Raw genomic sequence first — 22,054 nt, 5'->3', positions numbered from 1 at the left:
GGCAATAATTAAGGTTTAAACTCAATTGTAACTAGGCTTGTAATTTATTATAAAAAATGTAATATGAAATCCGCTCCGCTTTATTGGAGTTTTATGGATAATTATTAGGACGACGGAATGTTTTTATTTGAAGAGTATATTTCCCCTATTTCAGACACCGAAGTTGCAGGTATTGATCCTCGCTCAGATGTGTCTCCTACGTCGACTTATTACGCCTTAAAAGATTTAAGAAACCAGCTTCGTGCAGCAGAAAGAAATGCGTTAGTTGATGAAGAAGGTATTTCCTCACTAGCAAGAGATTGGCTTCCTTTATTAGAGCAATGTAGCAAAGCAATAAAAACACAAAGCAAAGATATTGAATATTTAGCTTGGTTTATCGAAGCCCTTTGTCGAATTCATAGTTTTAAAGGTTTGGCTTTTGGTTTTAAAGTTGCTCATAACTTGCTCGATAATTATTTTGACGAACTCTATCCGTCTCTCGATGACGATGATGAAGTGTCAGATAAAGTATCTGCCTTGGTTGGCCTTAATGGTTCTGCAGGGGAAGGTACATTAATAATCCCAATTAAAAGTATCTATCTGACCGACAGTGCCAGTATGGAGTCATATTCTTTTTGGGAGTATCAGCAGGGCTATGATATTTCTCGTTTAACGGATGAGAAAAGAGAAAAAAAGCTTAATCTAGGTGCTGTTGATTATGAGCTTATTGAAAGAAGCGCTGCAGAAACTAGTACTGAATTTTTTGTTACTTTAAAACAAGACATTGAAAACGCGATTGAGCAATTTGCCTTATTAAGCGAAGTAATGGATAGAGTAACGGGTCAGCCCCAGCCAACTTCAAATATAAAACAAGCATTAGAAGTAAGCCTTGCTGCTGTTGAGCATGTTGCAGCAGATAAGCTTGAAGCTGCTGAAAAAGCAAAAGCGGCACTAAATGAAGTGCAAGAAGTGGTTCAAAGTGAGGACGACGAAGGTCAAGGTGTTGCATTACAAGCTGTGAAAGTTAATAACGAAATTAACTCAAGAGAAAGCGCGATTAATAAACTCAAAGAAATCGCTACTTTTTTTAGAAAGACAGAGCCGCACTCACCTATGTCGTACACCATAGAACAAGTAATTCGATGGAGCGAATTGTCGCTGCCTGAATTATTAAATGAATTAATTACAGATAGTGATGCTAGGACGGGGTACTTTAAGTTGTCTGGCATTAAAATCAGCGAAACTGAAACATAAGTAAAAGGAGTTCTCTATGAGTATCCATGATAAATTAAAACGAGTTCGTAAGCCTCGCGTACACATCACTTATGATGTGGAAACTGAAGGCACTGCAGTAAAAAAAGAATTACCATTTGTTGTTGGTGTTATGGGCGACTTCTCTGGTGATAATACTGAAGCATTAAAACCACTTAAAGACAGACGATTTGTGCAAATAGATCGTGAAAACTTTAACGATGTTTTAAAGCGTATGAGCCCTTCATTAAAATTATTAGTTGATAATACGCTTAATGATGATGGTTCTGAATTTGAAGTAAAACTTAACTTTAAATCGATTGACGATTTTGAGCCAGCAGCTGTTGTGAACCAAGTTGAGCCATTACGTAAATTAATGGAAACACGCAACAAGTTACGCGATTTGATGACTAAGATTGACCGTTCAGAAGAATTAGAAAATGTACTTGAAGAAGTGCTAAGCAACACCTCAAGCTTAGATACGATCGCAAAAGAACTTAAAATTGAGGAGACTGAAAAATGAGTACAGAGCAACTAAGTACTGAATTAGAGTCTACCTCAGAAGCGACGTCTTCACTATTAGAACAAGCAATCGGCGCTACTAAGCAAACTGATGCAAGCCGTGCAGAAGAGCTACTTAAAACACTGACAGAAGAAGCCTTAAAAGGGACTGTTCAGTGGAACAAAAACATGACAGTGACGTTTAATGAAGCAATTCAATTAATCGATCAAAAAATCTCAAAACAGCTAAGTGTAGTAATGCACAGCGAAGAGTTTCAAAAGTTAGAAGGCTCTTGGCGTGGATTGCACCATTTAGTAATGAACTCTGAGACAAGCTCTACACTTAAAATCCGTATGCTAAATATGAAGAAAAAAGAACTTCATAAAGATTTAAGTAAAGCTGTTGAGTTTGACCAAAGCCAAACATTCAAGAAAATTTATGAGTCTGAGTTTGGTACTCCAGGTGGCGAACCTTACGGTACTATCGTAGGTGACTTTGAGTTTACTAACCATCCTGAAGATGTTGAAACATTAAGCCTAATGTCTAATGTAGCAGCCGCTGGTTTCTGTCCGTTTATTGCCGCTTCATCGCCATCATTATTTGGCTTTGATAACTGGGAAGAGCTAACTAAGCCTCGCGATTTAGAAAAAGTATTCGAATCTTTAGAATACACTAAGTGGCGCTCATTTAGAGACAGTGATGATTCACGTTTTGTATCATTAACTATGCCTCGTTTCTTATCTCGCCTACCTTATGGCGCTGCTTCTAAACCTGTTGAAGAATTCAACTATGAAGAGTTTGAAGTTGAACCAAAAGATGGTCGCTCTGTAAGTACTGATAACAGTGATTACTGTTGGAGTAATGCAGCTTATGCAATGGCAACTAATATGACCAAAGCATTTGCTCAATACGGTTTCTGTACTGCAATACGTGGTGCTGAAGGTGGCGGTAAAGTAGAAGGTCTTCCTACGCATATTTTCACTAGCGATGATGGCGATCCAGATCTTAAATGTCCGACTGAGATTGGCATTACAGACCGTCGCGAAGCGGAATTAAGTAAGTTAGGTTTCTTACCTCTTTGTCATTACAAAAATACAGATTATGCCGTATTTTTTGGTGGCCAAAGCTGTCAAAAACCACAAATTTATTCTACTCCAGATGCAACTGCTAATGCGGCTATATCTGCACGTCTACCTTACCTTATGGCAACGTCTCGTTTTGCTCATTACTTAAAAGTAATGGCGCGTGATAAAATTGGTAGCTTTATGGAAGCTGAAGACGTTGAGTCTTGGTTAAACCGTTGGATCTTATCGTATGTAAATGCGACTGAGGGTGGTGGTCAAGATATCAGAGCACGTTATCCTCTAGCTGATGCAAAAGTATCGGTTAAGGAAATCCCAGGTCAGCCAGGTGCATACAATGCAGTTGCATGGTTACGACCTTGGCTACAAATGGAAGAGCTTACTTCTTCTTTACGCCTTGTAGCTAAAATTCCAGAGATCGGTTAATAAACTGATCTTTAGCGTTAAGGATAATGCAGTAGAATGAATCACGAAGAGTTTTCATTTATAAATCAAGACTTCGCTTTTGTACAAAAAGCACAGTCTAGAATAAGTGATAATGAGGCTTTACTCGATAGGTTTTTAAACGAAAAAAACCTAGATAAAGCCTTGTTATTATGGCTTGAAGGCTCTTCAGATTCACCTATCTCATGGACTAAAGAATCACTGGGTCCTTATTTGCAGCGCGTAATTGTTGAGCTCGATCAGCTCATTTCAGAACAATTAAACCTGATAATTCATAATGATAGATTTCAAAAGTTAGAAGCCAGTTGGCGTAATCTTTGGTGGCTAATACTTCAAAGCGAACAATACGACAAAGAAAATAAAGTAAAAATAAAAGTATTGAACTGCGATTGGGCAACACTTTCTAAAGATGTAAACAAAGCCATTGATTTTGACCAAAGTTTATTTTTTCAGCTGCTTTATCAAAGTGAATTTGATAGCGCAGGTGGCGAGCCATTTGGTGTTGTTATAGGTGATTACGAAATTAGTAACATGTGCTCAGCGGGCACAATTTATAATGACATAGACACAATAAAAGAAATATCTAGAACCACTGCAGCGGCTTTTTCCCCATTTATTTGCTCCGCTTCTCCTAACTTATTTGGTGCAGATAACTTTTCTGATTTAGGCTATTACGCCGATTTGTTTAATCAGTTTGAACAGCCTGAATACGCTAAATGGCAAAGCTTTAGAGCGATGGAAGAATCTCGCTTTATTGGGCTTACGCTTCCTCATGTATTAGTTAGACCGCCATATAGCAATGATGGTAAACGCCATCAAGATTTTTACTTTAAAGAACAAATTAAAGACCCTGAAAGCGATATGCTTTGGGGCAATGCAGCATATCAATTCGTATCTACCATAATAAGAGCATATTGCGACAGTGGCTGGTTTGGACATATTCGCGGTATTGAGCCGGGTAAAATTTCAAAGGGATTGGTAACTGGGCTGGCTAGAGATAGTTTTGCAAACGACACTTATCAAAAAGAAGCAAAGCCACCTCTAAACTTGTTAGTAACAAGCAAATTTGAAAAGCAATTTTCTGAGCTTGGCTTTATCCCAACATCGTCAGTAACCAATACAGAACACATTGTTTTTTATAGTAATGCGTCGGTTCAAAAAACTAAAAACTATGAATCAAGCGCTGCTAATATAAATGCGCGCTTATCTTCAATGCTGCAATATATTTTATGTGTATCTCGCTTTGCTCACTATTTAAAGTTATTAGCTCGCGACCGTGTTGGGTCTTACAACACAGCACAAGCTTGTGAGCGAGACTTACAAGCATGGATAAATAATTATACCACTGCTTCAGATTCTGCCTCAGAGCATATAAGAAGTAAGTACCCTTTAAGTAATGCCAGAATAAAAGTCAGTGAAAATAAAGCTAATCCAGGGCATTACTTTTCTGTTTTACAATTACAGCCACATTTTCAATTAGATCAGATGATCTCCAGTATTAAATTAATTACTGAGCTCAGTCCTCATCATAAAATAAAGGAATAGTCATGAAAAAAATACATAGCTTAATTCGCGAGGGGAAACTTACTGATGCATTATCTTGTTGTGCTACAGAGCTTCAAGATGAGCCACTAAATTTTGATATCAGAAGTATTTACGCCGAACTACTTTGCATCAATGGTGAGCTTGAAAAAGCTGATAAACAACTAGATTTTATGGTACAAAAAAATCCAGAGTTTGCAGTAGGTGCAGTAAATTTAAGACACCTAATTCGTGCTCAGCAATCTCGTGTAGACTTTTATCAAGGTAAAGGCATTCCTAAGTTATTTCATGATGCAAACGAATTAGACACACTATTTTTGAAAATGCATGTGGCTCTGTTAGAAGGTTCAACCGACGAAGCAGCTCAGTTAGCTCAGGAAATGGAATCTATAAGAGTTAGCACAGACGAGTCATCAGCAAGAGATCTCGATGATTGCTTAAACCCATACCTAGAAGTTCTTGGGACTAATGGTGAATTTTATTTAGCTAACTTTAACGAAATTGAATCGTTAAAAATGGAGCCAGTAGAGTCTTTATTAGAAAGCATTTGGTTACGTGTTGAAATTACGATCAAAGATGGCCCATCAGGTACAGCTCATTTGCCACTTGTTTATATTAACTCTGAATCTGAGCTTGAAAAGCTAGGTCAAGTATCTGACTGGGTAGAGTTAAAAGATGAATTTATTATAGGCAAGGGAATGAAAATGCTGTTTGTTGATGATGAGGCGATCACCATTCCAAATTTAAAAATCAACTCACTTGAAACAGCTTAATTTAAGTTTTAGCAACCATGATAGAGCATAAGCAACAGCTTCAAGCATCCATTATAGATAAGCTCATTGATGATGAGCCAGATTTTCAGGATGCGCCATCACGTACGGAAGGGATCACTATTAGTGAGCTTAGAAAAAACGTGCGCAGAGATATTGAAGCTTTGTTAAATGCCCGAATTCAGTGGCATACGTGGCCAACTCAATATACTGAGCTGGCTACTTCGTGTTTATCTTATGGTTTACCTGACTTTTCGAGTATGTCTGTAAGCTCTCATGAAGGTCGCGCATTACTGTGTGAAACCGTCAGAAAAACAATTTTAAAATTTGAGCCACGGTTTCTTGAAGTGGAAGTGTTCACTGACGAAGAAGTACCTTTAAATAGAGTATTAAATTTAAGAATAAATGCACTTTTATACGCCGATCCTGAGCCAGAATTTATTAGTTTTGATTCAGAAGTTGAGCCCGTTAACTTGGGTATGAAGATTATTGAGGCATCATTATGAACGATGAGTTATTAAAGTATTACAATCGTGAATTAGCATTTGTGCGTCATTTAGGTAAAGACTTTGCTGAAAAATACCCAAAAGTTGCAGGGCGTTTAAAGTTAAGTGAAGATCATATTGAAGACCCTCATGTATCAAGACTAATTGAGTCTTTTGCATTTTTAACCGCCAATATAAGACAAAAGCTCGACGATAGCTTCCCGGAGTTAACAGATGCTTTGCTCGGGCAAATGTTGCCAGATTACCAAGCACCAATTCCGTCAATGTCGGTTGTTAAACTTGAAGCCGAAAATTTATCAACGGCGGGCGTAGTAATCCCCAAAGCCAGCGAAGTAGAAACAAACGTTGACTCAATGAAGCAGTGTAAATTTCAAACATGTTATGAAACTTACCTTTGGCCCGTTGAAATTACAAATGTGCAATTTGATAATAGCCCATTTGTAGCGCCTAAGCCCCGCTGGCACGAAAAAGCAAAATCTATTTTTAAAATAGAATTAACGGGTGAGTATAAAGGGGTTTCGCTTGCAGAAACAGGCCTTGAAAAACTTCGTATTTTTATAAATGGTCAGTGGCATCATACGCTTAAAGTGTACGAGTTACTGTTTAAGCATAGTATCGGTATTGCTATAGATAATGGCGATGAAGGTATTAGGTACCTGTCAAAAAACCAATTAAAAGCCGTAGGTTTTGATTCTAACGAAGCCGTAGTCCCTTATTCGCAGCGCTCATCTGCCGGATACCGTTTGCTTGTTGAGAATTTTACTTTTCCTGAGAAGTTTAGGTTTTTTGAGCTTGAAGGCATTCTCTCATCACTGCCTAAGCAATCGAATAAATGTAGTATTTACATTTACCTAGATACTGAATCTGCTGAGCTTGAAAAGCAAGTAGATAAAGATATGTTCTTATTAGGCTGTACCCCAATAATAAACTTATTTGAACAAGAGCTTGAGCCAATAAGACCTGAGATCAGTGAATATGAATACCAATTAACACCGCGTTATATGGATTCGGAGATATCAGAAGTAATTGGTATTTCTGAAGTTATTGCATTTGATCATAAAGGCAACAAGCAAATTGTTTCGCCTTTTTATGGTCAAACACATCCTAAATATCATGGGCATGATGATTTGTTTTGGCATATTCGTCGAGAAACCGCTTCGTGGGCTGGCGGTTATGTAGAGTCAGGAACCGAAACATTTTTATCGTTAGTTGATGCTACTTTTGAAAATAGTGCGATGGAGTATGGTGACGGAAACTCTGTACTTACTGTGCGCGCAAATTGTAGTAATCGTAACCTACCAGCAAGTATGCCCTTTGGTGATGACGAACTTGGTTTATTAATGCCTGAGCGCGGCGATGTAATAAAAAAAATTAGATGTTTAACGCCATTTACTCATGCAGTAAGACCAATATTAGCTGATGCAACACGGTGGCAGTTAGTTAATCATTTAACGCTTGATACGTTTAGTGGTGAAGATGCATGCAATAAGCTTAAAGAAGTTTTACGTTTATACGATTTTAGAGCATCGCCACAAACTAAGGGCATGATAGATAACATTTATAGAGTGATAATCGAGCCCTCAACAGCACGTGTTATTCAAAAAGGCAAAGTAAGCTTTGCAACAGGCAGTGAAATAGAAATTACATTTGCTAACGATGACTTTTCTGGCAGCGGCATGTTTTTCTTTGCATCAATACTTGATCACTTTTTTGCTCAATTTGCAGCAATAAATAGTTACACGCGTTTAAGTTTAAGGCTTAAAGAGCAAGAACAAATATATTATCAATGGCCTGCAAGAGTGGGTGACAGTCCATTATTATGATTAAGCAAATAATCTCACAAGCTTCTCAAATTGACTTTTATAAAGCTGTTTTCATAATTGAAAATCAGCTCAAAAAGCATGGCTTAGATTATCGACACGTCGGTTACGACAGTAGTCCAAAGCAAGAGTTGATTAAATTTACTGCTACCCAAAAGTTTGGCTATCCAGGTAATGCAATTACTAAACTAGAAGAAACAGGTTTTGAAGACGGTATGCATAAAGTAAATATGCAGGTTTCTTTTATGGGATTAACGGGTTGTTCAGGCGCTTTACCCCAGTTTTATAGTGAACTTGTGATGCAGCGTTTACGCTATAAAGATACAACGATGCGTGACTTTTACGACATGTTTAACCATCGCTTGATCTCACTGTATTACCGCGCTTGGAAAAAATATAAGCCTTCGCTTAATCACGTTAATAATGAAAAAAACAAAGACCCATACACACAAATACTCGGTTTATTAAGTGGTGGCTATAACGAGCACCAACTGCATTTTTCGGGTTTATACAGCCGTAAAATTAGAAATGCCTTTGATTTAAAAAACGTACTTTCGTCATACTTAGGTTGTGATGTATCAATTAAACAAATGGTTGGCCAATGGCACGAGCTAAAAGCGCAAGAACAAACCCGTTTAGCCAGCCAAGCATTATATGAAGGCCAGCATGCCCGATTAGGTGTTGATACCATGATTGGAAATAAAGTATGGGATGTCTCTTCTAATATCGAAATCCACATAAAATCAGATGATCCAGATAAAGCAAAACAACTTTTGCCCAAAGGTCCGCTTTTCGAAATCGCGAATAAAATAACAAAAGACTATGTTGGCAGTGCCATTAACTTTCGCTTAGTCATTGAGTCAAATTTTCAAAATTTAGGCGCCGCTAAACTTTCAAAAAATGAGTGTCAGTTAGGTGCCAATAGCTTCTTATCTGTACAAGATAAAAAATTAAAATCTAACCCTACTAAGTTATCGTTTAAGGGATAATTAAAATTAAAAGGAACAAAGTATGTCTTCGATGACACTGAATAAACTAGTTGAAAAACTGAGTCCCGATTGCAGAAAAAGCCTAGAAGGTGCTGTTGCTATATGTAATAGCCGCAGTCATTTTACGGTTGAACTTGAACATTGGCTACTAGCTATGATTGAGCAGCAATTAGATGACGTTAGACTAATTTTTGGCTCGTTCGATATAGATATTGATAAAGTTCAGCAGGATTTAAATCAATCACTAGAGTCATTTAAAACGGGTAGTGAGTCATCACCTAGTTTGTCAGTGCATGTAACGAGTCTGCTTAAGCAATCTTGGTTAAGTACCAGCATTGAGTTTACAGATAATCAAATTCGTAGTGCATACGTTATTTATACCCTTACTAAAGACGATACTTTATCAAGTTTAGTTACACGTTGTAGTAAGTTATTTAATAAAATAGAACCAGGTCAATTGCTTCATGCATGGCCTGAAATAGTTGCGCAATCTCAAGAGCGTAACCATTCAGTACAAAATGCATCAACTCAGGTAAATGCTGGCTCTAAAACCCCAAGCTTAGATCAATTCACTGTTGATTTAACAGCCCAGGCACTCGCTGGAAAAATAGACCCTATTCTTGGTCGTGATTTCGAAATACGTCAAATGGTAGATATTTTAACAAGGCGTCGTCAAAACAACCCAATTTTAACGGGTGAAGCCGGTGTAGGTAAAACAGCAGTCGTTGAAGGGCTTGCGTTAAGAATCGCTCAAAAAGACGTACCGGCTGTATTACAAAATGTAAAAATTCACAGCTTAGATTTAGCTCTACTACAAGCTGGTGCGGGTATGAAAGGTGAATTTGAAAATCGCCTTAAATCACTTATCAATGAAGTAAAGAATGCGGTAAATCCGGTAGTTTTATTTATTGATGAAGCACATACCATGATTGGTAGCGGTGGTGCTGCTGGTCAAAATGACGCGGCCAACCTATTAAAGCCCGCTTTAGCGCGTGGTGAATTACGTACAATAGCGGCAACTACTTGGGCTGAATACAAAAAGTTTTTTGAAAAAGACGCTGCATTAACACGCCGATTCCAAGTTGTAAAAGTTGAAGAGCCAACCCCTGAAAAAGCGGTAGCAATGTTACGCGGCTTAGTACCGGTAATGGAAAAGCACCACAAGGTATTTATATCTGAACAAGCACTTGAAGGCGCGGTGCATTTATCACATCGTTATATTACTGCAAGGCAGCTACCAGACAAAGCCGTGGCATTACTAGATACAGCGTGTGCACGTGTAGCAATGAGCCAAGCATCAACTCCAAATACTATTGAGCAGCTTGTAAATCGCTTAAGCGAAATAGAAACACAAGTAAAAATGCTTAACAGAGAGCAAAAAACGGGTTTAGATCATTCACAGCAGCTAGACACATTAAAAGCAGAGCTAATTACAATTGAAGAGCAATTAGCCCCTTTAAATGAACAATTTAGTACTGAAAAAGAAATTGTAACTGAGCTTAATCAAGCTCTAGAGCTTATTAACTCTCAAGACGATGAGTCATCACAAGAGATACTCGATAAGCTAAGACTTAGCAAAGAGAAGCTAGCCTCTTTTGAACATAATATGGTTCATTGGCAGGTTAACGAAGAGCTTATAGCGCAAGTTATTTCAGATTGGACAGGCATACCTGTTGGTAAAATGCACGAAGATGAAATTCATGGCATTTTAAATTTAGCACAACAAATGAAGCAACGAGTTGTAGGACAAGACCATGCTCTTGATTTAATAGCTAAAGTTGTTCAAACATCTCGTGCTCAACTAGCTGATGAAAGCCGCCCTAACGGTATATTTATGTTAGCAGGGCCAAGCGGTGTAGGTAAAACAGAAACAGCGCTTTCTTTAGCCCAAGAAGTATATGGTAGTGAAGAAAACGTCACTGTAATTAATATGTCTGAGTTTAAAGAAGAGCATAAAGTATCTTTACTGCTTGGCTCACCTCCAGGGTATGTAGGTTACGGCGAGGGAGGCATACTAACCGAAGCCGTAAGAAGAAAGCCATACAGTGTTGTACTTTTAGATGAGATGGAAAAAGCACATCCTGGCGTGCAAGATATTTTTTATCAAGTGTTTGATAAAGGTACAATAAAAGACGGTGAAGGCCGCGATATCGACTTTAAAAACACTATTATAATTATGACCTCAAACGTGGGCACAGACACCACAATGAGCTTATTTGAAGACGAAGAAAGTAAACCAAGTATCAAAGGTTTATTAAAGGCACTACAAGATGATTTACTTGCTTCATTTAAACCCGCATTTTTAGGTCGTATTAATGTAATACCTTACATCCCACTAAGTGACGATATTCTTACAGAAATTGCCGCTATTCAAATAAATAAAATAATTAAACGTGTTAAAAAACATTACAATGCCGAGTTAATTTATAATAAAGATGTAATTGAATATATTATTGCTAATTGCCAGAACGCAGGCTCAGGTGCACGTAATATTCACACTATACTGCAAAACAGAGTGCTGCCATTATTGTCTGAAGTTTTACTTTCTAGCATGATTGATGACAAAGAAATTAATAGTATATCGCTATTAATAAAAGATAATGAATTTGAACTGGAGCTGAATTAAAGGTTAATTAAAGTTAATTTGAAATAACTTGTTATTAAGGTTGTTTCTTTAGTTTGAGGGCATTATAATTTTGGTGCCTGATATCACTACATGGAATTTTTGAGACATTGTCTTCATCTAAGGAAAGGAATCAGAAGGCCTTTTCATTGCTGTATTAAAGATAATGGTTTCAAAGGAATTTTGGTATATACCAAAGTAAAGAATCCAGTATTAATGGATAACATTGTTTAATAAAAAGGAGCATTATCAAATGCAAGCAAATACATATTTAAAATACGGTTCAATCAAAGGCGAAACTACTGCTGAGTCTTTCAAAGATTTAATTACAGTTTTATCTCTTGATTGGAATGTAAGTCGTGAAATTAGCTCAGCTACTGGTACAGCGATGGACCGTGAGTCAAGCTCTACTCGCCTTGGCGACGTAACAATCACTAAACTTCAAGATAAAGCATCTCCGGATCTTTTCAAAGAAGCGACAATCGGTAAAGGTTTACCAGCTGTTTTCCATATCACTAAGCAAGGTGATAAGGTTGAAGAAATCATGAAAATCGAACTTACAGATGCAATGATTTCTAGCTACTCAGTATCAGTACAAAACGATCGTCCAATCGAAACAATCACTATCAGCTACACAGAAATGATGATGACTGTTACTCCAACAGACGACAAAAATAACATTACTGCTCCTCTTGTATACGGTTACAGCGGTGTTAAAGGTCAACAAATGTAATATTTGTTACCTTATAATGGCTCTGGGCATTGCTCAGAGCTTTTTTTGATCTTTAGGACGGGAAAAGCAAGGAATGCAAAAAGCAACACAAGATAAAAACGTAATTCAAATTAGCACCCCTGCTGGTAAAGATGCCCTCTATTTAACTCGTTTTGTTGCCCAAGAGGCAATGTCTGATTTGTTTGTTATGTCTGCCAATATGTACACGATTGGAAAACAAATCGCACACGAAGATTTAGTGGGTAAACCTGTATCTATTAAAGTAAAAAATGCAGAAGGCGGTGGTGAGCGTTACTACCACGGTATAGTTAGTCATTTGGTTTCAAACGGAAGCCGTACGGCAGATGTTGACGAGCAAAAAAATTATATAGATTATCAAGCGACGATAGTTCCATTCGCAGCTTCAATGCGCAATCGTAAAAATAGCCGCATTTTTCAAAAGAAAACAATTAAAGAAATATTTGCTGATTTATTTGGCCAACACAATGTTGCCTTTAGCGATAAAACCAGTAAAACCTACCCTAAGTACGAATATTGTGTTCAGTATCAAGAGTCTGATTTTGATTTTATTCAGCGCTTATTTCAACAAGAAGGTATATTTTACTTTTTTGAACACTCAAACAGTAACCATACGCTTGTTTTAGCTGATGATATTACAGCTTATGAAGTATGTGGCGAAGGCAAAGTTGTATTTTCAACTGGTCATTTAAGTGAATCACACGTATCGCGCTGGCAAGGCGGTTTAAGCATTGCCCCTGGTAGTTTTAAACGTGTTGGTTACGACTTTAAACAGCCATCTCGATACCCTGATGGCGAGCAAGCAAACCCTGAGCTTCCTACTCAATCGGTCTCTGAAATTTTTGAATACACGGGCGAGCAAGAGTGCCACCCGCGCGCAGCTAATTTAGCATCTGTACAGTTAGAGTCACTGCAAAGAGACATGAAGCTTTCCAGTGGGCGTAGTGATTGCCGCTCATTTACTGTAGGTAAGTTATTTAGCTTTAAAAAGCATGAAGACCCACGCCTTGAAGGTAAAACATTTGTTATTACCTCTATGATGACCTCAATTACAGTGCCAAACCAATCAGGTTCGCAGCAGTCATCGGTAGAGGAAGTTTATTCAAATCACTTTGAATGTGTCCCAAAAGAAATCCCTTACAGAGCACAAATAAATAAGAAAAAGCCTGTAATAAATGGGGTTCAAACGGCAATTGTAACTGGCGACAGCGCTGATGAAATTATGATTGACCAATTTGGCCGTGTAAAAGTGCAGTTTGATTGGGATAGAGAAGGCAAAAAAGATTCTAAAAGTTCGTGTTGGATCCGTGTTGCTCAAAATTGGGCGGGTAAAAAGTGGGGGGCGTTTTTCTTCCCTCGTGTAGGCCAAGAAGTTCTTGTGGACTTTATAAATGGCGACCCAGATCAACCCATAATAAGTGGGGCAGTGTATAACGCTGACTTAATGCCTCCGTACGCATTACCTGCTGAAAAAACACAAAGCGGTATAAAAACACGTTCTACAAAAGAAGGCGGGGCTGATAATTTTAATGAGCTTAGATTTGAAGATAAAAAAGGCAGTGAGCTGGTTTATCTTCAAGCAGAAAAAGACAAGCAACTTTATGTTAAAAACGATCAAAACGATAAAACAGATCACGACCATAATATTGAAATTGGCAACGACAGAAAAACAGATATAGCTAACAACGACAGCCTTAAAGTTGCTAAAAATCGTATTGCCGACATGGGCGAAAACGATACTTTAAAAGTAGGCAAAACATTAAATATAGAAGCGGGTGATGAAATAGTTATTAAAACAGGTTCTGCGCAAATTAAAATGAGCAGTAGTGGTAATATAACTATTGAAGGCACTAATATAAATATTAAAGGTAGTAATGTTAAAGTTGATGGTAGTGCTATTACTTTATCTGCCGGAATGATTAAATTAAATTAGTGCATATATGGAAATAATAAATAGCTTTCATTCAGGACTAAGAAACGGCATTAATAATAATGGCTATGTTGTATATTGCCGTTATGGGCTTGCACATTTAATATGTTTACCGATTAATAGGCCTGATGATCCATTGTTAAATCCTGCATTAACTCACTTAAAAGCAATGAATGGTTATTACGCTAGTCAGTTTTTAAATAATTTACACCCAGTATTAAATAGTGAAGATATTGTGTCGGGGTTATACCAATATGCTATGCAAAGCCCTGTTGCACTTTCAGATTACTCTCAAAGTGAGTTAATAGAGTCTTTATCTCTTTTAGTGGCGCACAGTAAGTTATTAATTATCCCTTTATTTGATTAATTTTATTTAAAAAATATAAACAGACAAGGAGTCTTTATGGGTAAGCCCGCAGCTACAATTGGTCACATGCATGTGTGCCCTAAAACAACCGGCACAGTGCCGCATGTAGGCGGCCCTGTAGTTATCGGCTCAACTAATGTGTTAATTGGTGGTATGCCCGCTGCGCGTAAAGGCGACATGATGGTATGTATTGGCCCGCCAGATAGCATTAAATCGGGTTCTGGGTCAGTTAAAATTAACGGAAAGCCTGCCGCTAGAATGGGTGATGACAGCTCCCATGGTGGTAAAATTGTTGTTGGCAACCCTACAGTATTAATAGGTGGCTAACCTTGCTATCTACATACCTAAGTAATCATAAAGCGCAACTGCTAACAATTAGTGAAGCACAATATTGCCCTTTTACATGCGTAGGTTTTATAAAAACGCTTAAAACCAAGTTACTAGAAGCTTGTTGGTTAACGGCTAAAAAAAATAACGTAACACAAAAATTCAGCCAACCAGATATAGTGCAATTAATCACTTTTTTACAAAGTGACACCAATATTGATACCACAGCACAAGCATGTATTGAGGTTATGGCTAATTTGCCCCAAAACATTAACCTAGCGTTTATTAACGCTTTAATGAATGAGCCCGCCTTACATAGCCTAACTAAATTAATTATTTATAAAGTGTTATTACAACAACATAGCTTTAATTTAATCGCTTATATTGATTTAAAAACGCTGGGCTTTGCATTAACCACTAATCAAGAGTCGCTTGAGAATTTACAGCCAGCGTTGGATAAAAATCTTTTAGTAAGCAGCCAAACAAAAAATACTGATGTAATAAATACGTTTAAACACCTGTGCAATGCTGGGCTTATTAATTCTCCGTTAATGTCGCTTTTTTTATTATCACTAAGTTGGGAACAGGTAAATGTAGTTGGCAACTATGCAAGTAACACTTTAACGGTTGATCAAACTATGCAGGTTTTACTGCAAAGTAACTTTGCAAAACTTATTCCTTTAGCTAGTACCTCTTTAAATAAAGTTGAAGATCCTAGTGCCATTATTGCTTTAATAAGGCGCTTGCTTGGCGATAAGCTTGATTTATTGGTGAGCTTTGAAACGCAGTTACAAGCGTGGCAGGGCGATGAGCTATCGTGCAGTGAATTTAAGCGTCAGTTACAAGCTAACTGGCCGAAGTTTGAAGGCGAGCTTTCATCTTCGCGCTTAATAGCTGGGAAGGCATTAAATACTAAGTTAAATGCGATAGAAATATCTGCTATGGATAGCTATAGCCAAGCTGTATTTAATTTATATAGCTACTACCAGCACGTTACTACTAAGCAGTTAACTGCGGAGGCCGTGCTGTGAGTGCTTTTAATATTAATATGGAGTGCTTTTCAGCGCCATTTTCACAAGACATAGATGAGCTTTTATACGGCGAAAACCCAGCATCAAAAGAGTTTAAAGAATGGCAATCTTGGAATGCTTGCATATACGATTGCATATTAAAAGCAAAAGAGTTATTTGCAAAAGTTGAAGACCTACAAGCGCCTTTAGTTTGGCTGCTTCCTGCGCTTGAGTATCAAGGTGAGCTTAAGCAACTTTTGGCAAATAGTTTAAAACAATTATTTCCACAGCATGTTAATCATATTTTGTTTTATGGTGCTACGGGCGCTAATGCAATGGTTGAACTTGTACAAAAAAATCAGTGGAAAAAGGTTAACGTACTTGCAGTAGACGCAACATATAAAGCAAATAGTAACAGTGAATATATTTATCAAGGTGTTGGTGGTGCATTTGCAACGGTTACAGCAGGTACAACGGGTTGGATGCAACAAAGCCACGAATTAGCTCCATCTGTAGATTTTATAAAGCATAACCAGTTAAGTGGGATGTTTTCTAACATTGCGCTTAATAGTAAAAAACAAATAGATTTTATATGTGCGCCAGGTAATGGCGTAAACCACGAAAGCGATGTGTGGTTAACTAATTTAGAATTGCTCAGTAGCTTAATTAATGAGCATACACATTATGAATTACCTAATTACAAATTAGGTAAAATTGGTGCGCTTGAAGGACTCGTCAATTTATATCAATTGACCTCAAGCCCGGCTATTGTAAATCACTTTAAACATGCATTAGTGATTTCTCAAGAACAATCAAAATACCAAGCTGCAGCATCATACTTATGGATAAGTGAGGAAGTACACAACTAATGCAAAGTAATACAGTTGTTTTACAAGGAACAAGTTACCCCATTTGCCTCGTTGCTGGTAAAGGCCAAACGCCGTCTGGTTATGCGCCAACTGTGGCAAACACCCCAGAAACGGCTAAACAACAAATAGCTCAAATTGGTGGTGCGTTAACAGGCGATGCTGCCAAACGCCTCGACGTAATTAACTTATTAAATAGCGCAGGCGTTAGCTGCCCACGCAGCGCCTCTGCCCGCGAAACCGCAAGTGCACTTACCCAAGCTTTAATAGCTGGCGCTGTAACGTGTTATCACCAAAAAGCAAAGTCATCTATTCAAGTTAGTGATAACACCAATAGTGGAGCAGCTGGCAAAAAGTCGAGCAAAAAATCAAGCTCAACAGCATCAGGTAAAAGCGCATCGCAAGCACCCGCTAAAAATACGGGTGCTGCAAGTAATAACACCGCAAGCGAAGAGCCAATTACAAACCAAGAGTGCCGTTCTGATCCGGTATCAATGCTGTCGGGCGAAGAAATTCTTCCGCTTATCGACTTTACCCTAGCAGGCAGCCGCCAATTAGCGTGGCGACGTTTGTATCGCTCATCTCATGCTGATGTGTGTACAACAATGGGTAATGGTTGGCGCCATGACTTTATGGCAAGCCTTACAGAGCATTACTTGCCGCCGCCAAAAGTGGGCCCTAAGCAAAAAGGCACCTACTGGTTAGAGTACCAAGACGAGCACGGCGCTAAACATAAATTTGAAAAGGTAAAGCCTGGCCAATCAAGCTATCAGTTAAGTAGTAACCTTGCGCTACATTACCAAACAAATGGTAAGCAAGTACTTGTAACACCAGATGACCAACACCTTACCTTTAAACCAGGCGAAAGCGCGTGGTTGCTTGAAAAAATAATTAACGAAAAAGGCCAAAGCATCGCGTTTTATTACGATGCAACAGAGCGCCTACACCGCATAGAAGTAAACAAAGTACGTGGCTGCATTATTAGCTACAACGCGCAAGGTTTATTAAGCAAAATAGCAGCGTACTGCACCGATAAAAACAACAAACAGCAATTGCTATCGCCATTACTTGCAAGCTATGAGTACGACGAAAACAAAAACCTTGTTCAGTCTACTAATCAGCAAAACGAAACTGAGCGCTACGCCTACAACGCCGCTAATTTATTAACAAAGCGTACCCGAGCCAGTGGCTTTAGCCATCATTTTGAGTGGGATAGCTACTCACCTAGCGCCAAATGTATAAAACAGTGGGGCGATAACAACACCTATACTTATCAGTTTGAATATAACTTAGCGGCTGGTGAAACAACCTGTATAGATTCTCGCGGGCACAAAGAGCACTTTGTACATAACGCACAAGGTAAACTGATAAAACATACCGACCCTAACGGCAACGTTTGGCAATATACATACAATGCGCAAGGCCAAAAGCTCAGTGAAATAAAGCCCGATAGCAGCACAACACGCTATAGCTACACATCTTTCGGCCAATTAGAAACAATAACGCAGCCAGATGGTAGCCAAACGCATTTTGCCTACAACCAGCTTGGGCAACGTGTATTAACTACCTTACCTGATGGCCAAACCATTACGCGTAAATACAGTGTGGCTGGCTTATTACAAAGCGAAACCTTTGGCGATGGCCGCACCACTTTATACAGCTACGATAAGCTCGGCCAGTTAACTCAGCATATAAATAAAAATGGCCAAATCACCAAGTTTATTTGGAACGAGCAGGGCGAGCTATTAGCAAAGCATTATAACGATGAGCTAATACGTTACAGCTACGACAGCCTAGGTCGCGTAAATGCCACACTTAATAACGCAGGCTTACTCACTCAATATAAATACAATGAGCACGGCCAGCTTACACAAACAATTGCCTTTGATGAAAACGAGCCTGAAAATAAACAGCATCAATACTTTAGCTACGACGAAGCAGGGCGATTAATTAGCTCGCAAAACAGCAAAGGCGACACCACAGAGCAACACTTTGAAGGGCTAAGCCAACCGCATTGTGTTATTCAGCCCGATGGCAGCGCACTGCATTTAACGTACGACAAAGAGCGCAACTTGACAGCCATCGAGCGAAGCGACGGCCACGTATACCGCATAAGTTACGACGCTAACGAAAACCCAACACAAATAACCGGGTTTGATGGCACGCTACAGCAATATAAATACGATGCCTGTAACCGCTTAGCCTCAGTAACGCAAAGCAATAAACGCCATGTAAAAATAGAGCGCGACAGCCTAGGCCGTGTAACTGCGCAGCATGCAAGCCTGGCCAGTGACTCACATATCATTAATAACGCCAATTACTACAGCTACACAAAGCAAGGTAAAATTGCGCGTGCACATAATGCGCAATCAACCTTAAAGCAGCAGTTTGATAAAGGCGGGCGGTTACTGCGTGCTGAGCAAGTACATAATCAGCAACAAGCGCATACTTTAAAATACAGTTACGACGAATACGGCAGAAGGCAAACGCTTACGCTGCCAGACTCAACCACACTTAAATATAGCTACTACCAGTTTGGCCAGTTAAGTGCTATTCATTTACAGCAAACAAACAGCAAAGCGAATGATTCAGCTAGCGCAGCAAAGCCGCTCGTAACATTAAGCTACGACAGTCAAGGTAATATTAAAACCCAGCAGTTTGGTAACAGCATTACTCTTACTCAGCAGTTTGATGTATTCAACCGTTTAACGCAGCAACAGCTTACACACCCAGCGCAAGCATTATTTGATACCTGTACGTACAATTACGACAGCATCAACCAGCTTATTGCCCGTAAAAACGAAGGTGTAAGCAGCCAAAATATCAATTTTGAATACAACAGCCTCGGGCAGTTAATACAACAAACTTTAGCAAGCTCACGTACTGATACAACCACACACTACCAGTGGGATAGCTTTGGTAACCCACAAAGTCAGACTGTTCAATCAAACACAAGCGATGCAGACCTTAGAGATACAGGCGAGCAGGACATAGAACATGATACTGCCAGTAACGAGCATACAGCCAGCTCTTCTATTGATTTAACACACGCCACCCATAGCGAATACAATGAGCTAGCGCTAAATAGTAGTGAAAATAGTAGTAAAAATAGTAGCAACGCTGACTCAGTAGCAAACAATAAAAGTACATACAACACCACAATAAACAGTGCCACCGACGCCGACCGCCTAACACAATTTGGCGACAGCGACTTCTACTACGATGAGTTTGGTAACCAAATACGCGAAACCGGCAAAGGCATAAAAACCCGCCGTGAATACAACGCGTTTAACCAGCTAAGTTGCTTTAATAACAACGGTACGCTCACGCAATACGACTACGACCCACTCGGGCGTCGTATCGCCAAGCACACCGAGCACGGTAAAATTGACTACATTTGGGATAACGACCAGTTAATCGGCGAATGCCAGCACGGTGAATATACGTGGTATATTAACCTGCCAAATCAATTTCACCCAGTCGCACTAATTAAACAAGGTGAGGTGTACTACTACCACCTAGACCAACTAAATACCCCACGTTTTGTTACTAATAACAAAGCAGAAGTGGTATGGGAAAACCAAGCCGATGTGTATGGCTATGAAGAACCAGAAGCCGAGCCTGTCACTAATAAAGAACATACCTTCACTCAGCCAATTCGCTTTCAAGGGCAATATTTAGATATCGAGAGTGGTTTACACTACAACCGTTATCGCTACTACAGCCCCAAACAACAACGCTTTATAAACCAAGATCCGATTGGTTTGGTTGGTGGCATAAACCACTATCAATATGCGCCAAATCCGGTTAATTGGGTGGACCCGTTTGGGTTGTTGTGTAAAGAAGGGCAGGCAAAGGTAAAAGCAGCGCTTGATGCAAAACCAGAGATATCAGCTGACCTTAGAAACCAAATAGAAAATATTTGTAAGCAAGAGCAATCAGGGTGCACCGCTGATGAGATGGTTGAGCAGATTAATGCTTTTGATGCAGTTACAGGTGGGCTTGATCTATTTGTTTCTGGATTATTAAACTCAGTAGTTGATGTTGTAGCTGGTGGTGCAGGTATTGTCACTTTCGCTATGTCAGGAGGTGATGTAGATGCAGCGGTTCATACCATAGAAAGTGTACAATCCAATCAAATAGGCCCATTTACTGATGCAGGACAAGCCGTATCAGAGAAGTTAGCTCCTATTGTACAAGAGTATTATGAAGACAATATGTCAGCACTTGGTGATAGGGTACTAGAAGCGACAGACTCACCAGCACTTGCTACAATGACGCATAAGTCGGTTGAAATTGCTGCAACATTAGCTGGCGGTAAAACCGTTTTGAATGGAGCAAAAGGAGCTAAAGCTGGGTTAAAAGCCCCTAAAGCTTCAGTTTATAAATTTGATGATTTAGAGTCTTTCAATCGTGCTGCAAATAAACCTAAGCCAAATAGTACTTACGTACATGGAGATCATAGCTGGAAAACCGATGATAAAGGGCGTGTAATTGAAGCTTCCGGGAAAGTTAAATTACAAAAAGCTGATGGCCGTGCAGGTACCGATGGTGTCAGTACTGTTCTAATAGGTAAAGAAGGGGAAATAGGAGATATAGGCTTTCATTTAATAGGTGATCAATTTGATGGTCCAACGAATCGACTTAACGTTGTTCCCGGTAATGGAAAGCGCATTGATCCAAATTTACCTCCGAATTTAAATCAAGGTGCGTATGCTAAATTTGAAAGAAAAGTAAAAGATGTAAGATTAGACCCTGTTAACGCAGGTAAAGATATCGAAATCAAGATAAAACCTAAATATAGGAAAAGTAATCAAACTAATAGACCAGATCAGTTCGAAGTTTCCTATCGTGTAGGTGGTGGAGAGTTGGAATCTTTTATATTTAAAAATCAACAAGGTGGATAAATTATGATTTTAGATTTACAAGAAAATATCATTCATGAAATAGTGGGAGTATTACCGAATCATTGGGAAAAGGTTGCGATTAATATTGAAATAGATTCTATTGACGGTGAAATTGTAATCAGTCCAAAAAGTAAATATTTTATTCAAGGCAATATACATGAATTCAGTTTGGAAATAGACGCTACAGATGGTTTTGAGGAGTTGAGAGAAGAGATGAAAAAAAATGATGCACAACACTCTGCCTGGACTATTTGTGACCTCGAGATATTAAATGACGGAACTTTTAATTATAAGTTTTCTTATGAAGAGGCGCCAAGACTCGCATCATTAAGAGAAAGTTAATTAAAAAATAATTAAACACTCATCGTAACATTTACACTTTTTGAAG

At 38.8% G+C, this 22,054-nt stretch carries 17 protein-coding genes; all 17 read left to right on the top strand.

The annotated features are described in order from the left end of the window. Positions 1 to 117: 117 nt before the first annotated feature. Positions 118 to 1,233 (top strand): type VI secretion system protein TssA, encoded by a 1,116-nt coding sequence (gene tssA, locus ATS74_RS04985; protein WP_058547847.1) that lies wholly within the window; start codon positions 118 to 120, stop codon positions 1,231 to 1,233. Positions 1,234 to 1,249: 16 nt separating this feature from the next. Beyond that, positions 1,250 to 1,753, top strand: a complete 504-nt coding sequence (gene tssB / locus ATS74_RS04980) for a type VI secretion system contractile sheath small subunit (RefSeq protein WP_058547846.1) — start codon at positions 1,250 to 1,252, stop codon at positions 1,751 to 1,753. Next, positions 1,750 to 3,240: a type VI secretion system contractile sheath large subunit gene (tssC, locus tag ATS74_RS04975; protein WP_058547845.1), complete on the top strand. Its 1,491-nt coding sequence runs from the start codon at positions 1,750 to 1,752 to the stop codon at positions 3,238 to 3,240. Before tssB ends, tssC (ATS74_RS04975) begins: the two co-directional genes overlap by 4 nt. A gap of 36 nt (positions 3,241 to 3,276) precedes the next feature. Then, entirely contained in the window at positions 3,277 to 4,803 is a 1,527-nt protein-coding gene (gene tssC / locus ATS74_RS04970) for a type VI secretion system contractile sheath large subunit (RefSeq protein WP_058547844.1), read from the top strand. Between the two features lie 2 nt (positions 4,804 to 4,805). Then, the gene (locus ATS74_RS04965; protein WP_058547843.1) at positions 4,806 to 5,573 is read left to right on the top strand and encodes a type VI secretion system accessory protein TagJ; all 768 of its coding nucleotides are present in this window, start codon (positions 4,806 to 4,808) and stop codon (positions 5,571 to 5,573) included. Positions 5,574 to 5,590: 17 nt separating this feature from the next. After that, entirely contained in the window at positions 5,591 to 6,076 is a 486-nt protein-coding gene (gene tssE, locus ATS74_RS04960) for a type VI secretion system baseplate subunit TssE (RefSeq protein ID WP_058547842.1), read from the top strand. Then, a complete protein-coding gene (gene tssF / locus ATS74_RS04955; RefSeq protein WP_058547841.1) occupies positions 6,073 to 7,899 on the top strand; it encodes a type VI secretion system baseplate subunit TssF in 1,827 nt (608 codons plus the stop codon). The genes tssE and tssF overlap by 4 nt, the downstream gene beginning before the upstream one ends. Then, positions 7,896 to 8,885 (top strand): type VI secretion system baseplate subunit TssG, encoded by a 990-nt coding sequence (gene tssG, locus ATS74_RS04950; RefSeq protein ID WP_058547840.1) that lies wholly within the window; start codon positions 7,896 to 7,898, stop codon positions 8,883 to 8,885. Before tssF ends, tssG begins: the two co-directional genes overlap by 4 nt. 22 nt (positions 8,886 to 8,907) lie before the next feature. Further along, positions 8,908 to 11,511 (top strand): type VI secretion system ATPase TssH, encoded by a 2,604-nt coding sequence (gene tssH / locus ATS74_RS04945; RefSeq protein ID WP_058547839.1) that lies wholly within the window; start codon positions 8,908 to 8,910, stop codon positions 11,509 to 11,511. Positions 11,512 to 11,761: 250 nt separating this feature from the next. Further along, positions 11,762 to 12,241 (top strand): Hcp family type VI secretion system effector, encoded by a 480-nt coding sequence (locus tag ATS74_RS04940; RefSeq protein WP_024594574.1) that lies wholly within the window; start codon positions 11,762 to 11,764, stop codon positions 12,239 to 12,241. Between the two features lie 73 nt (positions 12,242 to 12,314). Continuing rightward, a complete protein-coding gene (locus ATS74_RS04935) occupies positions 12,315 to 14,192 on the top strand; it encodes a type VI secretion system Vgr family protein (RefSeq protein ID WP_058547838.1) in 1,878 nt (625 codons plus the stop codon). Positions 14,193 to 14,199: 7 nt separating this feature from the next. Next, complete coding sequence (locus ATS74_RS04930; protein WP_058547837.1) at positions 14,200 to 14,556, top strand: hypothetical protein; 357 nt, start codon at positions 14,200 to 14,202, stop codon at positions 14,554 to 14,556. Positions 14,557 to 14,592: 36 nt separating this feature from the next. Further along, positions 14,593 to 14,883 carry a PAAR domain-containing protein gene (locus tag ATS74_RS04925; protein WP_024595244.1) on the top strand — a complete coding sequence of 97 codons (291 nt, stop codon included), beginning with the start codon at positions 14,593 to 14,595 and terminating at the stop codon, positions 14,881 to 14,883. 2 nt (positions 14,884 to 14,885) lie between these two features. Beyond that, positions 14,886 to 15,914, top strand: a complete 1,029-nt coding sequence (locus tag ATS74_RS04920) for a hypothetical protein (protein WP_058547836.1) — start codon at positions 14,886 to 14,888, stop codon at positions 15,912 to 15,914. Then, positions 15,911 to 16,762, top strand: a complete 852-nt coding sequence (locus tag ATS74_RS04915) for a hypothetical protein (protein WP_058547835.1) — start codon at positions 15,911 to 15,913, stop codon at positions 16,760 to 16,762. The genes ATS74_RS04920 and ATS74_RS04915 overlap by 4 nt, the downstream gene beginning before the upstream one ends. Further along, positions 16,762 to 21,666 carry an RHS repeat-associated core domain-containing protein gene (locus tag ATS74_RS04910; RefSeq protein WP_082660561.1) on the top strand — a complete coding sequence of 1,635 codons (4,905 nt, stop codon included), beginning with the start codon at positions 16,762 to 16,764 and terminating at the stop codon, positions 21,664 to 21,666. Before ATS74_RS04915 ends, ATS74_RS04910 begins: the two co-directional genes overlap by 1 nt. 3 nt (positions 21,667 to 21,669) lie before the next feature. After that, positions 21,670 to 22,008, top strand: coding sequence for an immunity protein YezG family protein (locus ATS74_RS04905; protein ID WP_058547834.1), 339 nt, complete (start codon positions 21,670 to 21,672; stop codon positions 22,006 to 22,008). The last annotated feature ends 46 nt before the right edge of the window (positions 22,009 to 22,054 follow it).

The organism is Pseudoalteromonas sp. H103 (assembly GCF_001469205.1).
Taxonomy (GTDB): Bacteria; Pseudomonadota; Gammaproteobacteria; order Enterobacterales; family Alteromonadaceae; genus Pseudoalteromonas; species Pseudoalteromonas carrageenovora.
This window is presented reverse-complemented; position numbering and strand designations above follow the sequence as displayed.